Annotated in this window: 9 protein-coding genes; 7 read left to right on the top strand and 2 right to left on the bottom strand. The window is 66.2% G+C overall.

The features are described 5' to 3' along the window. From rplK to U9983_RS09055, 6 genes are all read left to right on the top strand, one after another. Window positions 1-386: 50S ribosomal protein L11 (rplK, locus tag U9983_RS09030; RefSeq protein WP_322753585.1), on the top strand; the 386-nt coding region annotated here is incomplete at its 5' end. A 70-nt stretch (window positions 387-456) separates the two neighbouring features. Continuing rightward, window positions 457-1,170 carry a 50S ribosomal protein L1 gene (gene rplA, locus U9983_RS09035; protein ID WP_322747910.1) on the top strand — a complete coding sequence of 238 codons (714 nt, stop codon included), beginning with the start codon at window positions 457-459 and terminating at the stop codon, window positions 1,168-1,170. A gap of 334 nt (window positions 1,171-1,504) precedes the next feature. Further along, complete coding sequence (gene rplJ / locus U9983_RS09040) at window positions 1,505-2,143, top strand: 50S ribosomal protein L10 (RefSeq protein ID WP_322753586.1); 639 nt, start codon at window positions 1,505-1,507, stop codon at window positions 2,141-2,143. 92 nt (window positions 2,144-2,235) lie between these two features. Further along, the gene (gene rplL, locus U9983_RS09045) at window positions 2,236-2,625 is read left to right on the top strand and encodes a 50S ribosomal protein L7/L12 (protein WP_416211325.1); all 390 of its coding nucleotides are present in this window, start codon (window positions 2,236-2,238) and stop codon (window positions 2,623-2,625) included. 813 nt (window positions 2,626-3,438) lie between these two features. Beyond that, a complete protein-coding gene (gene rpoB, locus U9983_RS09050) occupies window positions 3,439-6,861 on the top strand; it encodes a DNA-directed RNA polymerase subunit beta (RefSeq protein ID WP_322753587.1) in 3,423 nt (1,140 codons plus the stop codon). 294 nt (window positions 6,862-7,155) lie between these two features. Next, window positions 7,156-11,055, top strand: coding sequence for a DNA-directed RNA polymerase subunit beta' (locus U9983_RS09055; RefSeq protein WP_322753588.1), 3,900 nt, complete (start codon window positions 7,156-7,158; stop codon window positions 11,053-11,055). A 214-nt stretch (window positions 11,056-11,269) separates the two neighbouring features. Here U9983_RS09055 and U9983_RS09060 read toward each other — a convergent pair whose 3' ends face one another. Both U9983_RS09060 and U9983_RS09065 read right to left on the bottom strand, forming a co-directional pair. Then, window positions 11,270-13,294 carry an ABC transporter ATP-binding protein gene (locus U9983_RS09060; RefSeq protein WP_322753589.1) on the bottom strand — a complete coding sequence of 675 codons (2,025 nt, stop codon included), beginning with the start codon at window positions 13,292-13,294 and terminating at the stop codon, window positions 11,270-11,272. Window positions 13,295-13,330: 36 nt separating this feature from the next. Then, a complete protein-coding gene (locus tag U9983_RS09065) occupies window positions 13,331-13,705 on the bottom strand; it encodes a hypothetical protein (RefSeq protein ID WP_322753590.1) in 375 nt (124 codons plus the stop codon). Window positions 13,706-13,942: 237 nt separating this feature from the next. On the opposite strand from U9983_RS09065, the gene U9983_RS09070 reads away from it, so the two are divergent. After that, window positions 13,943-15,046: an RsmB/NOP family class I SAM-dependent RNA methyltransferase gene (locus U9983_RS09070; RefSeq protein ID WP_322753591.1), complete on the top strand. Its 1,104-nt coding sequence runs from the start codon at window positions 13,943-13,945 to the stop codon at window positions 15,044-15,046. Window positions 15,047-15,188: the final 142 nt, after the last annotated feature.

Consider the following 15,188-nt stretch of genomic DNA (forward strand, 5'->3'; position numbering starts at 1 on the left):
ACGCCGGTGTGGCGACACCCGCACCTCCGGTGGGCCCGGCGCTCGGCCAGCACGGCGTCAACATCATGGAGTTCTGCAAGCAGTACAACGCGGCCACCGAGTCACAGCGTGGGAATGTCGTCCCGGTCGAGATCACCGTGTACGACGACCGTTCCTTCACCTTTGTCACCAAGACCCCGCCGGCGGCACGGCTCATCCTCAAGGCCGCTGGAATCGAGAAGGGCAGCGGTGTTCCGCACCGCACCAAGGTGGCGAACCTCACCGCGGAGCAGATCCGCCAGATCGCCCAGACCAAGCTGCCCGACCTCAATGCGACCACCCTGGACGCCGCCGAGAAGATCATTGCCGGGACCGCGCGGTCCATGGGCATAACCGTCAGCGGCTGACCGCCAAGGCCGGAACGACTGTGGGAGGGCGCCCGTCCGGGCTGCCCGCCATGACCACAAGGAGACACACATGAAGCGCAGCAAGGCATACCGGGCCGCCTTCGAGAAGATCGAAGCGGACCGCCTGTACACGCCGCTGGAGGCCGTTGCGCTGGCCCGGGAGACGTCCACCACCAAGTACGCCGCGACGGTCGAGGTCGCGCTGCGCCTGGGTGTCGATCCGCGCAAGGCCGACCAGATGGTCCGCGGCACCGTGAACCTGCCGCACGGAACCGGCAAGTCCCCGCGGGTTGCGGTTTTCGCCGTCGGCGAGAAGGCTGACGAGGCCGCCGCGGCGGGTGCGGATATCGTCGGCAGCGACGATCTCGTGCAGCGGATCCAGGAAGGATTCCTGGACTTCGACGCGACGGTCGCGACGCCCGACCAGATGGCGAAGGTCGGCCGTATCGCCCGGATCCTGGGGCCACGCGGACTCATGCCGAACCCCAAGACCGGAACCGTCACCCTTGACATCGCCAAGGCCGTCCGCGACATCAAGGGCGGAAAGATCAACTTTCGGGTGGACAAGCAGGGCAACCTGCATATCGTGATCGGAAAGACCGCTTTCACCGATGAGCAGTTGATCGAGAACTACGGTGTCGCGTTGGACGAGATCGTCCGGGTGAAGCCGTCGGCGTCCAAGGGTCGCTATCTGAGGAAGATCACGTTGACGACGACGATGGGTCCGGGAATCCCGGTCGATCCCAGCCGTACCCGTAACCTTCTCGAGGATGCCACAGTCTGATCTTTCCGGCGGGTCGCGGTCCGGGGCTCCGGGTGTTCGGGGCTCCAGACACCCGGACCTTCGTGGTAGCCGCTTGGCGGCCCGTCGGTCCGTGTCTGGTCGTTGCGTGTACTATCTGACAAGAACCAAACCGAAGACCGCTGGTCGTCGTCCCGTTCCGGGGCGACCGAAGGTCCGGTATGACCGGGCGGCCCGCGCAGGTGAGGGAGCGTTGCCCCGGGGCTGGCGGCTAGCCGCGTACTCCCCGGTACTTCAGCCCCGTGCGCCTGCGCCGGGGCGTTTGTCGTTATCCGGCATCTTTCGGGCGACTGGCCAGACCCCATGAAGGAGCCCGATGGCGAAGCCGGAAAAGGTCGCCGCGGTAACAGAGATCGTAGACTCGTTCCGGGGCGCGTCCGCGGCGGTACTCACCGAGTACCGCGGGTTGACGGTGAGCCAGCTCACCGAGCTACGCCGTTCGCTGGGCGAGGGCACCGAGTACGCCGTGGTGAAGAACACCCTGACCAGGATTGCCGCCGCGCAGGCGGGCGTCACGGGTCTGGACGAACTCCTGGTCGGCCCGACAGCGGTCGCGTTCGTCACCGGCGACCCGGTCGAGGCGGCCAAGAGCCTGCGTGACTTCGCCCGCGCCAATCCCGCCCTGATCGTCAAGGGTGGGGTCGTCGAGGGCCGGTCGATGTCGGCAGACGACATCCGCAAGCTCGCCGATCTCGAGTCCCGCGAGGTGCTGCTCGCCAAGCTCGCCGGTGCGCTGAACGGGTCGCTGGCCCAGGCGGTCCGCCTGTTCGCGGCGCCGCTGTCCCAGGCGGCTCGCCTGGCCGAGGCATTGCGTGCCAAGCGGGAGGCCGAGCTGCCCGCGTCCGAAGCCCCCCTGCCGCAGGCGTCGGCCACAGACGGACCGGCCACAGACGGACCGGCCACAGACGGACCGGCCACAGACGGACCCACCGCGGCGGCGCCGAGCGCCGAATAGAGCTGTCCGTCCAGCCCTACACCAGATACTCCAAACCAGTTCCCGGTACCCGCCACGGGCGGCGTGCCATCACAACCGGAAGGACCGCCACGATGGCGAAGCTGTCGACCGTCGAGCTGCTGGACGCGTTCAAGGAAATGACGCTGCTGGAGCTGTCGGAGTTTGTGAAGCAGTTCGAGGACACCTTCGGGGTGACCGCGGCAGCCCCGGTCGCGATCGCCGTTGCCGGCGGTGCCGGTTCGGCCGCTGAGACGCCGGCCGTCGAGGAACAGGACGAGTTCGACGTCATCCTCACCGCTGTGGGCGACAAGAAGATCCAGGTCATCAAGGAGGTCCGCGCGCTGACCAGTCTGGGCCTGAAGGAGGCCAAGGACCTCGTCGACGGCGCACCGAAGCCGGTCCTGGAGAAGGCCACCAAGGAAGCCGCGGAGAAGGCCAAGGCCGCGCTTGAGGGTGCCGGGGCGACGGTCACCGTCAAGTAGCGACGGGGTCACCGTCAAGTAGGCACTGATCGGTCGGGCCGCCGCTCGTCAACGGACAAGGCGGGCAACGGCGGTCCGACCGGTTGCCGGGGCCCCTCCGGCAGGCCGCTGGCAAGCCCGTCCCTCGGGAGTCTGTCGTCGGCCGAGTGCGCGGTGCCACGCCAGTTCCGTGGCTGTTACGGTGAGCTGCTGCGGTGCCATGTTGTTAGGGTGCGGCATGCGGTCTTCCGGTTGGGGTTGACGACCTCACCCGGGACGGAGTTCCATCATCGGGAAGCGGTGAGACATACCTGTCGAGCAGCCTTGCCAGCAGTGCGGCCATCGGCTACACTGCTCGTTTGGGCTGCCCTTTCGTCGTGCGCTTGCGTTTCCTTCGGGTACGCGACGATCCGGCCCCGCGCGCAACCGCGTCCCGTGGCGCGGCCGTCCAGACGTAAGGACCGAGGTAATCCGAGCGAGACCGTTGACCGCAACCTGCCACCGAACCGCCGCCACGTCGCCAGCCTGGGATGACCCTCCCACACAGGTGTCCTCCTTCGGAAGATGTCGTGACGGACTACTCGTCGACGCCCGTGTCGCGTCTGCCCGCACCGTGTCGCGTCTGCCCGCACCGTGGGGCAGCAGCGCGTTCCGTTGGACTACCCCCGCCGACACTCCGCACAACCGTAGCGAGACACTGATCACCCGACCACCCTTCGCCGGATTGTTCGAGGAGGCCGAGGGCAACGTGAGAAGAATCATGATCGCGTTGTCGGCGGCCCAAGGACGCATGAGCACCGCCAGCCCGACGATCAGGCCACCGGAAGGACCACCTTGGCCGCCTCGCCTAACTCCTCCCGCATCTCGTTCGCAAAGATCATCGAACCTCTCGAGGTCCCCGATCTTCTCGCCCTGCAGACCCAGTCCTTTGACTGGCTGATCGGCAATGAGGCGTGGGCGGAACGGGTCCAGGAAGCCATCGACGCCGGTCGTGACGACGTACCCGTCACGTCGGGTCTCGAAGAGGTCTTCGAGGAGATTTCTCCTATCGAAGACTTTTCGGGTTCGATGTCACTGTCGTTCCGCGACCACCGTTTCGAACCGCCGAAGTACTCCGTCGAGGAGTGCAAGGACAAGGATATGACGTACTCGGCCCCGATGTTCGTGACGGCCGAGTTCACCAACAACAACACCGGTGAGATCAAGAGCCAGACGGTGTTCATGGGCGACTTTCCGCTCATGACTCCGAAGGGCACCTTTGTCATCAACGGGACCGAGCGGGTTGTCGTCAGCCAGCTCGTGCGTTCGCCCGGTGTGTACTTCGAGAAGACCATCGACAAGGTGTCGGACAAGGACCTGTTCTCCTGCAAGGTCATCCCGTCCCGGGGCGCCTGGCTGGAGTTCGAGGTCGACAAGCGGGACACCGTCGGTGTGCGTATCGACCGCAAGCGCCGCCAGTCGGTGACCGTGCTGCTCAAGGCGCTCGGTTGGGACGAGGCGCGCATCCTCGAGCGCTTCGGTGATTTTCCGTCGATGCGAGTGACGCTGGAAAAGGACCACACATCCAGCCAGGACGACGCGCTGCTCGACATTTACCGCAAGCTCCGGCCGGGTGAGCCGCCGACACGCGAGTCGGCCCAGACGCTGCTGGAGAACCTCTTCTTCAACCCGAAGCGTTACGACCTGGCGAAGGTCGGCCGCTACAAGGTGAACAAGAAGCTCGGCGTCGACGTCCCGCACGACGTGGGCGTGCTCACCGAGGATGACGTCGTCCGCACGATCGAATATGTCGTGCAGCTGCATGCGGGCAAGGACAAGTCATATGACGTGGATGACATCGACCACTTCGGTAACCGTCGGTTGCGTACGGTCGGCGAGCTGATCCAGAATCAGGTGCGGCTCGGTCTCGCCCGGATGGAGCGGGTCGTCCGGGAACGGATGACCACCCAGGACGTCGAGGCGATCACTCCCCAGACGCTCATCAACATCCGGCCGGTCGTCGCCTCCATCAAGGAGTTCTTCGGCACCAGCCAGTTGTCCCAGTTCATGGACCAGACCAACCCGTTGGCGGGCCTTACCCACAAGCGGCGCCTGTCCGCGCTCGGCCCCGGTGGTCTGTCCCGGGAACGGGCCGGCTTCGAGGTCCGCGACGTCCACCCCAGCCACTATGGCCGGATGTGCCCGATCGAGACGCCGGAAGGCCCGAACATCGGTCTGATCGGTTCGCTGTCGACGTTCGCGCGGGTCAATCCGTTCGGCTTCGTCGAGACGCCCTATCGCAAGGTCGTGGCCGGTCGGGTCACAGACAAGATCGACTACCTCACCGCGGATGAGGAGGACAGGCACGTCATCGCGCAGGCGAACGCGCCGCTGACCGGCGACGGTTCGTTCGCCGAGCACCGCGTCCTGGTGCGCCGCAAGGGCGGCGAGGTCGAGTTCATCCCGCCGGACGAGGTCGACTACATGGACGTCTCGCCGCGCCAGATGGTGTCGGTGGCCACAGCCATGATTCCGTTCCTTGAGCACGACGACGCCAACCGCGCCCTGATGGGCTCGAACATGCAGCGCCAGTCCGTCCCGCTGCTGCGCAGCGAGGCGCCGCTGGTCGGTACCGGCATGGAGGCCCGCGCGGCCAAGGATGCCGGCGACGTGGTCGTCTGCACACAGTCCGGCGTCGTCGAGGACCTGTCCGCCGACTACATCACCGTGATGCACGACGACGGTACCCGGCGTACCTACCGGATGGCGAAGTTCCGCCGGTCCAACCAGGGGACGTGCATCAACCAGAAGCCGATCGTCGACGAGGGTGACCGCGTCCTGGCCGGTCAGGTCATCGCGGACGGCCCGTGCACCGACAACGGCGAGATGGCGTTGGGCAAGAACCTCCTGGTGGCGTTCATGCCCTGGGAGGGGCACAACTACGAGGACGCGATCATCCTCTCCCAGCGGCTCGTCCAGGACGACGTGCTGTCCTCGATCCACATCGAGGAGCACGAGGTCGACGCCCGTGACACCAAGCTCGGCCCCGAGGAGATCACCCGGGACATCCCGAACGTCGCCGAGGAGGTCCTGGCCGACCTCGACGAGCGCGGGATCATCCGGATCGGCGCTGAGGTCTCGCCCGGTGACGTGCTGGTCGGGAAGGTCACGCCGAAGGGCGAGACCGAGCTGACCCCGGAGGAGCGGCTGCTACGCGCGATCTTCGGTGAGAAGGCCCGGGAGGTCCGCGACACCTCGCTGAAGGTGCCGCACGGCGAGTCCGGCAAGGTCATCGGGGTTCGGGTCTTCGCCCGCGAGGACGGCGACGAGCTGCCGCCCGGGGTGAACGAGCTCGTCCGCGTGTACGTCGCCCAGAAGCGCAAGATCACCGATGGTGACAAGCTGGCCGGCCGGCACGGAAACAAGGGCGTCATCGCGAAGATCCTTCCTGCCGAGGACATGCCGTTCCTCTCGGACGGCACTCCGGTGGACGTCGTGCTCAACCCGCACGGTGTCCCGCGCCGTATGAACATCGGCCAGATCCTGGAGACCCATCTCGGTTGGGTGGCCAAGACCGGCTGGCAGGTTGACGACGGCGTCGAGGACTGGAAGGAGCGCCTGCGTGGTATCGGCGCGCATCAGGCCCCGCCCGACACCAACGTGGCGACGCCGGTGTTCGACGGCGCCCGGGAGGAGGAGATCACCGGTCTGCTCGCCTCGACGCTGGCCAACCGTGACGGTGACCGGCTGATCGGCTCCAGCGGCAAGGCGCGGCTCTTCGACGGCCGGACGGGCGAGCCGTATCCGTACCCGGTGGCGGTCGGCTACATCTACATCCTCAAGTTGCTGCACCTGGTCGACGACAAGATCCACGCACGGTCGACCGGCCCGTACTCCATGATCACACAACAGCCGCTGGGTGGTAAGGCGCAGTTCGGTGGACAGCGCTTCGGTGAGATGGAGGTGTGGGCGTTGGAAGCGTACGGTGCCGCCTACGCCCTCCAGGAGTTGCTGACCATCAAGTCTGACGACGTCCTGGGCCGTGTCAAGGTCTACGAGGCCATCGTCAAGGGCGAGAACATTCCCGAACCCGGCATTCCGGAGTCCTTCAAGGTCCTCATCAAGGAAATGCAGTCACTGTGTCTGAACGTGGAGGTTCTCTCCAGTGACGGTGTCTCCATTGAAATGCGCGACACCGATGAGGATGTCTTCCGTGCCGCGGAAGAGCTCGGTATCGATCTGTCCCGGCGTGAGCCGAGCAGCGTTGAGGAGGTCTGACGACTAGTCGGCCGAGGGGCGCGCAAGCATGGCTCCACCTGCGCGCCCGCAGGCCCCCAAGGGAACCTGATGACCGCCGGCTGTGCGGATCGACGGTGCTACCAGTGGTCGTGACTCGCAGTTGGTGATCAGAAACCCGCCGGGTCACGGCGTCCGGTAGCCCGGATGCACTGATCGTTTCCCGGCGTCCCGCCGACCTTGGAATAACTGACGGCAGAAGCCCCCCGTCGCCGCCATTACTCGCAATGCCCGCCGGCGATGGGGGGGCAGCCAGACGGCAGAGAGAGAAGACACGTGCTCGACGTCAACTTCTTCGACGAGCTGCGCATCGGCCTCGCCACGGCAGACGACATCCGCCAGTGGTCACACGGTGAGGTCAAGAAGCCGGAGACAATCAACTACCGCACCCTGAAGCCGGAAAAGGACGGACTCTTCTGCGAGAAGATCTTCGGTCCGACCCGGGACTGGGAGTGCTACTGCGGCAAGTACAAGCGCGTTCGCTTCAAGGGCATCATCTGTGAGCGCTGCGGTGTCGAGGTCACTCGCGCCAAGGTGCGTCGTGAGCGGATGGGTCACATCGAGCTGGCCGCGCCGGTAACCCACATCTGGTACTTCAAGGGTGTGCCGAGCCGGCTCGGCTACCTGCTCGACCTTGCGCCGAAGGACCTTGAAAAGGTCATCTACTTCGCCGCGTACATGATTACCAATGTGGACGTCGAGGCGCGTCACCGCGACCTGCCCACCCTCGAGGCGCGGATCTCCGTCGAGAAGCAGCATCTCGAGGACAAGAAGAACGCCGACGTCGAGACGCGGCAGAAGAAGCTTGAGGCGGACCTCGCGCAGCTGGAGGCCGAGGGCGCCAAGGGCGACGCCCGGCGCAAGGTCCGGGAGGCGGCTGAGCGCGAGATGCGCCAGATCCGCGACCGCGTCCAGCGCAAGATTGATGATCTTGGGCGGGTGTTCGACCGCTTCAAGGGCATGAAGGTCCAGGATCTCGAGCCGGACGAGCTGCTCTACCGCGAACTGCGGGACCGCTTCGGGCAGTACTTCGAAGGCGGCATGGGTGCCGAGGCACTGCAGCGCAGGCTCGTCGACTTCGACCTGGCCGCGGAGGCCGAATCACTGCGGGAGACGATCCGCAGTGGCAAGGGGCAGAAGAAGGCCCGGGCGCTGAAGCGTCTCAAGGTGGTCTCGGCGTTCCTGAACACCCGCAACTCCCCGAACGGGATGGTGCTCGACTGCGTTCCGGTCATTCCGCCGGACCTGCGCCCGATGGTGCAGCTCGACGGTGGTCGGTTCGCGACATCCGACCTCAACGACCTCTACCGTCGGGTGATCAACCGTAACAACCGGCTCAAGAGGCTGCTCGACCTCGGCGCCCCTGAGATCATCGTCAACAACGAGAAGCGGATGCTGCAGGAGGCCGTCGACGCGCTGTTCGACAACGGCCGCCGTGGCCGGCCGGTCACCGGCCCGGGTAACCGCCCGCTCAAGTCGTTGTCGGACATGCTCAAGGGCAAGCAGGGGCGCTTCCGCCAGAACCTGCTCGGTAAGCGGGTCGACTACTCCGGCCGTTCTGTCATCGTCGTCGGGCCGCAGCTGAAGCTGCACCAGTGCGGTCTGCCCAAGCAGATGGCGCTCGAACTGTTCAAGCCGTTCGTGATGAAGCGGCTGGTCGATCTCAACCACGCGCAGAACATCAAGTCTGCCAAGCGGATGGTGGAGCGGGCCCGTCCGGTCGTCTGGGATGTGCTCGAAGAGGTCATCACCGAGCATCCGGTGCTGCTCAACCGGGCACCGACCCTGCACCGGCTTGGTATCCAGGCGTTCGAGCCACAGCTGGTCGAAGGCAAGGCCATCCAGATCCACCCGCTGGTCTGCACCGCGTTCAACGCGGACTTCGACGGTGACCAGATGGCTGTGCACCTGCCGTTGTCCGCGGAGGCGCAGGCCGAGGCGCGCATCCTGATGCTGTCGAGCAACAACATCCTGTCGCCGGCATCCGGGCGTCCGCTGGCCATGCCGAGCCTTGACATGGTCACCGGGGTGTTCCACCTCAGCCGGCTGGCCGAGGGCGCGATCGGCGAGGGTAGGGCGTTCTCCAGCGTGGCCGAGGCGCAGATGGCCTTTGACGCGCGGGAGATCGCACTGCAGGCGAAGATCAAGGTTCGGCTGCGCGACACCACCCCGCCGCTCGACTGGACTCCGCCGTCGGACTGGGTCAGCAGTGAACCGTTCACGCTGGAGACCACGTTCGGTCGCTGCCTGCTCAACGAGGCGCTTCCGGTGGGGTACCCGTTCCTCAACTACATGATGAACAAGAAGGCCCAGGCCGTGATCGTCAACGACCTGGCCGAGCGCTACCCGAAGATCCAGGTGGCCGCCACGCTGGATGCGCTCAAGAGCGCCGGCTTCTACTGGGCCACCCGGTCCGGGGTGACCGTGGCGATCGAGGACGTCGTTGCGCCGCCGAACAAGAAGCAGATTCTCGACGAGTACGAGCAGCGCGCGGAGCGGGTGCAGAAGCAGTTCGACCGGGGCTTCCTGTCCGACGACGAGCGCCGTGGCGAACTTGTGCAGATCTGGAACGAGGCGACTGGCAAGGTCGCCGAGGCGATGGAGGCGAACTTCCCGCCGACCAACCCGGTCGCGGTGCTGGTCAACTCCGGGGCCGCCGGAAACATGATGCAGATCCGGCAGCTCGCCGGCATGCGTGGGCTGGTCGCCAACCCGAAGGGTGAGATCATCCCGCGCCCGATCAAGGCCAACTTCCGTGAGGGCCTGAGCGTGGTGGAGTACTTCATCTCCACGCACGGCGCCCGTAAGGGTCTGGCCGACACGGCGCTGCGAACCGCTGACTCAGGGTATCTGACACGGCGGCTGGTCGACGTCAGCCAGGATGTCATCGTCCGCGAGGACGACTGCGGCACCGAGCGCGGCATCGGCACTCGTATCGCCCGCAAGGGAGCGGACGGAGCGCTCGTCCGTGACCGTTACGCCGAGACCGCGGCCTACGCGCGGACGCTCGCATCCGATGCGGTGAACGCCGCGGGCGATGTTGTGGTGCCCGCCGGCACCGACCTCGGCGATGTGGTCATCGGGCAGATCATCGATGCCGGCATCGAATCGGTGAAGGTGCGCTCCGCGCTCACCTGCGCCGCTCGGATGGGTGTGTGCGCACAGTGCTACGGCCGGTCGCTGGCGACCGGAAAGCTCGTGGACGTCGGCGAGGCCGTGGGTATCGTGGCGGCCCAGTCGATCGGTGAGCCGGGCACCCAGCTGACCATGCGTACCTTCCACAGCGGTGGCGTCGCCACCGGTGACGACATCACTCAGGGTCTACCGCGTGTGGTCGAGCTCTTCGAGGCCCGTTCCCCCAAGGGCAAGGCTCCGATCAGCGAGGTCGCCGGCCGGGTGCGCATCGAGGAGACCGAGAAGACGCTCAAGATCGTCGTTGTGCCCGACGACGGTGGCGAGGAGATCGCCTACCCGGTGTCGCGTCGTTCGCGTCTGAAGGTCGAGGAAGGCCAACACATCGGAGTCGGCCAGAAGATCGTCGATGGCGCCGTCGACCCGCACGAGGTGCTGCGCATCCTCGGCCCGCGCCAGGTGCAGCTGCACCTGGTCGACCAGGTCCAGGAGGTGTACCGCTCGCAGGGTGTGTCCATCCACGACAAGCACATTGAAATCATCATCCGCCAGATGCTCAAGCGGGTGAACGTGCTGGAGTCGGGCGAGACCACGCTCCTGCCCGGTGAGCTGGTCGAGCGGGCGCGTTTCGAAGAGGAGAACCGTCGGGTGGTCGAGTCCGGCGGCCAGCCGGCATCGGCCCGTCCGGTCCTCATGGGCATCACCAAGGCCTCGCTCGCGACCGAGTCGTGGCTGTCGGCGGCGTCCTTCCAGGAGACCACGCGGGTGCTCACCGATGCGGCGATCAACGCCCGGTCGGACTCGCTGGTCGGGCTGAAGGAGAACGTCATCATCGGCAAGCTCATCCCGGCGGGTACCGGCATCTCCCGGTACCGCAACATCCGGGTCGAGCCGACCGAGGAGGCGCGGGCGTCCATGTACTCGGTGGGTGGTGGCTACGAGGAGGGCGCGACCGTCGAGTACGGAGCGTTCGGTACCGGTAGTGGTCAGGCCGTGCCTTTGGATGACTTCGACTACCGCAGTACAGGCGGGGAGTACAGGTAGGCGGGGAGTACCGGTGGGCAGTGAGTACCGGTAGGCAGTGAGTACCGGTAGGCAGCGTGGGGAACCCGGGTAGCCGTCCAGGCCTATCCGGGTTCCCGGGAACCGCCGGTGTGGGTTCCGGCCCGCCACGACCGACAAGCGGCCCGTGTGGTCATGTCCGCAGGGACACGATCACACGGGCCGCTTGTCGTGCCAGCTTGGGTGGGGCCGCCGGTCAGCCTACGGTCCGGGGCGCGCCGTGGCCGTTTTCTCGTCTGGGCATCCGCCCCACCCGGCCACGGCTCAGCTGGGCGTAGATTCCACCGGTTGTGATCAGCCGGTCATGCGGGCCGGCCTCAACCACGGTGCCCTTTTCCATCACGTAGATACGGTCGGCGGCGACGGTCATCGTCATCCGATGGGCGACGATCAGACAGCTGCGATCGGCGAGAAGACGTTCGAACGACGTCCGGAGCTTTTCCTCGGTCAGCGCGTCCAGGTTTGACGTGGCTTCGTCGAGGATGACCGTCCGCGGGTTCTGGACCAGGACCCGGGCGATGGCCAGCCGCTGTCGTTCCCCACCGGAGATCTCATAGCCGTCGCACCCGAGTGGGGTGTGGATCCCGTCCGGCAGGGACCGGACGAGGGAGACGAGACCGGTCGCCTCGAGTGCGGCCCAGAGTTCGTCCGCGGTCGCCGACGGATTCCCGAACCTGAGGTTCTCGGCGATGGTGCGGCGTTGGGTGAACGCTTCCTGGGAGACAAAGCCGACCGCGGCTCGCGCCTGTTCGGCGGTGAGTTCCGCGACGTCCCGCCCGCCCAGCAGAACCCGCCCGGCGGTGGGCGTGAGCAGGCCGCTCGCGAGGTAGCAGAGCGTCGTTTTGCCCGCGCCGCTGAATCCGACGACGGCAACCATCTCGCTTTTGCGCACGACGATGTCCACTGAGCGGACGGCCCAGGTGGGTACCGGCATGTCCGGGGCATAGGAGTACGAGACGTTCGCCAGGACGAGATCGCCGTGAACGGGCGGACGGGGAACGCTCGCCGGTTCTGACACCACCGGTTCGGCTTGCGACACGGTTTCTTCCGGTGGCCGCGGTCGATCGATCATAGCCAGTGGCCGAACGTTGCTGCGGTCCGTAACGCGAGGGAGATCCAGTGGAATGTCAAGGAAAGCCAGAATGCGAACGAGGGAGGACTCGCCGTCAAACAACCGGGTGCGCAGGTCCGCGAATCCGGTGATTGAACGAAAGGCCAGCAGCAGCACGCTGAGGAAGGCCACGAAGGTGCCGGCCGTCATTATCTGTTCCAGGGAGAGCCATACCCCGAGCCCGATCGCGGTCATGGTCGTCAGCACCGAGCTGCCCGCGGAGGTGAGCTGCAGACGGGCGAACACCTGGACACGGGTGCGGAGCGCTGTCGCGATGGCGGAGTCCAGTCGTTCGAACTCCTCCTGGCCGACGCCCTGCGCACGGAACGCACGCAGGTGCAGCGCTCCCGCCGGCCCGGTCAGCTCGATGACGTGATCGACCATCCGGGTATGCCGCTCGGCTTCCACCCGGCTGATCTCCCGGACGCGTGCGCGAATGCGCCGCAGCAGGATGAGGGGAATCACACCGATCGCGGCAACCGCGAACGCGAGCCGCCACTCCAGCAGGAAGGCCACCACACCTGCGACGACGAGTTCGACCGCCATCGTCGCGACGGCAGGCAGACAGACGGCGCCGGCGATCTGTACCTTGGCCGTATCAATGGTGAAGAGGGTGACGACGTCCCCGTGCCGGGTCCGCATGAAGCGGGGGAACGGCAGGGAAACAGCGTGCTCGTGCAGGTCGTGGCGGATCCGGCAGGCCAGCCGTTCGCTGAGGTAGCCGATCAGTATGTACTGCAGGGTGGCTACGACGGCGCTGAGCACAAAAGCGCCGAGGATGAGGAGAACGGGGAGAAGTATTCCGCTCGTCCGTAGCTGGAGCAGCCAGTCGTCAATCAGGTCGCGAATTGCGAACGGGGCCATGGCCAGGGCCGTCGCGCCGAGCACCGAGAGCCCGGCGTGCGCCATGGCCGCTCTGTTCTGATCCCTGATGAAATGCTCGATCCGAGCGGCGTCGGGGTTCCCGGTAAGCCAGGAGAACAGACGCCCGTACAGCCACGAGACAGTCGCGAATGTCTTGCGCAGGGCCGTCTTCACCGAGGTCTGCTGATGGTTCGGTTTCCCGAGCCATCCGCTGGCCTCGGAGGGCGACCGGCGAGATTCTGTCATCTTGTGAACCGCTTGCCTGATGTTTCGGTTCGGTAATCAGCCGTCGCTGCGCTGAATGTCTGCGAGCCCGACAGGTGTATGATCGTCATCGTGGTGCTCGACGGCGTCGTCGATGGTGGTCTCATCGGTACCGGCGTCAGCCGTGGTGCCATTGCCGGCCGGCCCCGGGGTCGGGGCTGCTGCTGAGCGCCCACCGCCGGTGCGGATACTCAGCATCTCCCGACCGACGGTGTTACCGTCGCGGTCCGCCGGGGAGCGGGTGACCAGCGATGCGAGGATCGGCCTCTCAACGGCTTCAGCCGCGCTGAAAACGGAAATCTCCACGTCCTCGGATACCTCGATAACCAGCCCGAAGGCACTTGACGGGCTGATTTCCTGATTGTGGTCGAGATGCCGGAGAGAAGTAGGCATGATTCCTCCATCGTAGTCATCCGAACTGACGGTGACGAAATCGAAGTTATCGGGGCGGGGATTAGCCGGCAAGCATCCAACATCATGACTCGGCTCACACCTTCGGTAGTGCGCGGGTAATCAGTCTCGAAGGTGACACATAGGGAGTGGCCCAGGGCTCGATATCGTTGAGGATTTGTTCGTCAGCGCAGCCGGTCGAACGATTTGATGCGGTGTCGGGAAACGTGACCGCGGATTGTGGCCGACGACGCCGGCTGCCGCCGGATTATCCAGCGCATCGACCACATCAACCGCATCCAGCGCATCGACTGCATCGACCGCATTCGCCAGGTGGGCGGGTTCGGTAGCGTGTCACCGGTGGCCGGGGGTGCGCGGGTCGGTGGAGGAAGCCGGAAACGAACGCTGTTCGTCCGGCGGCTGAGTGAGATCCTGGACATGGCCGAGTCCGAGGTTGTCGCGCGCCTGTCCCTCGACCGGCGGACCGGGGTCCGGGTGAACCGGTTGTCGCCCCTGGGCCCAGCCGAGGTCCGCCGTGCCATCGCCGCGCTCGGGCTCACCCTCGAGCCGCTCGGCTGGTGCCCCGACGGATACCTCCTCGGCGGTGAGAAGCGGGTCCTGTCCGCCTCGGAGATCTTCACCGGTGGCCACGCCTACATCCAGAACATCTCCAGCCTCGTGCCCGCGCTCGCCCTCGATCCGGCGCCGGGGGAGGCAATCATCGACCTGTGTGCGGCGCCCGGCGGCAAGACGGCGCACATCGCCGCACTGGTCGACAATGACGCGAGCCTGTGGGCGAACGACGGCATCCGGCCCCGGCTGGACAAGCTGCGCGAGGTGACGCAGCAGTTCCACGTCCGGCTCGCCGCCGCCACCTGTCACCCGGCCCAGTACGCGGACAAGTTCGTCGAGGGGCGGTTCGACCGGGTTCTGCTGGACGCCCAGTGCACCGGCGAGGGTCTGGTCGACCTACGTGACCCCGCCACGCTGCGGTACTGGAGCGAGGAACGGGTGACGAACTATGGCTGGCTGCAGCGCAAGATGTTGGTCGCGGCCTGTCGCCTGTTGCGCCCCGGCGGCATCCTCGTCTACTCGACGTGCACGTTCGGGCCGGAGGAGAACGAGGCTCCGCTGAGCTACCTGTTGCGCCACCACCCCGTGCAGGTGTGCCCGATCGAGGTCGACATCGACGGCTGGGCGCCGGGCGCATGGCGGCCGGGCCTGCGGCACTGGCGCTCGGAGACGTTTGATCCGGCGCTCGCCGGCGCCCGCCGGATCCTCCCGGGCAAGGATTTCGAGGGCTTTTTCGTCTGCAAGCTGCAGAAGCTGCCGTCCGCCGGCTAGTGGTTCCGCCCCGGGGGGCGGTGGTTCCGCCACCATCGGAGACCCCCGATTCGACACATCGGTTGCCGGTTCGGTAGTCTCGCCTTCTGCGGCGCTGTGCGCTGCACGTTTGACCTGTGTCTTGTGCCATCCAGTGGCGCTG

The organism is Protofrankia sp. Cas3 (assembly GCF_963555955.1).
Classification (GTDB): domain Bacteria; phylum Actinomycetota; class Actinomycetes; order Frankiales; family Frankiaceae; genus Protofrankia.

What these genes read in the sequence shown, in the direction of transcription:
- rplL (WP_416211325.1), top strand. Translation starts at nt 2,236, where the DNA reads ATGGCGAAGCTGTCGACCGTCGAGCTGCTGGACGCGTTCAAGGAAATG.
- rplJ (WP_322753586.1), top strand. Translation starts at nt 1,505, where the DNA reads ATGGCGAAGCCGGAAAAGGTCGCCGCGGTAACAGAGATCGTAGACTCG.
- U9983_RS09065 (WP_322753590.1), bottom strand. Translation starts at nt 13,705, where the DNA reads ATGCCTACTTCTCTCCGGCATCTCGACCACAATCAGGAAATCAGCCCG.
- U9983_RS09060 (WP_322753589.1), bottom strand. Translation starts at nt 13,294, where the DNA reads ATGACAGAATCTCGCCGGTCGCCCTCCGAGGCCAGCGGATGGCTCGGG.
- rplA (WP_322747910.1), top strand. Translation starts at nt 457, where the DNA reads ATGAAGCGCAGCAAGGCATACCGGGCCGCCTTCGAGAAGATCGAAGCG.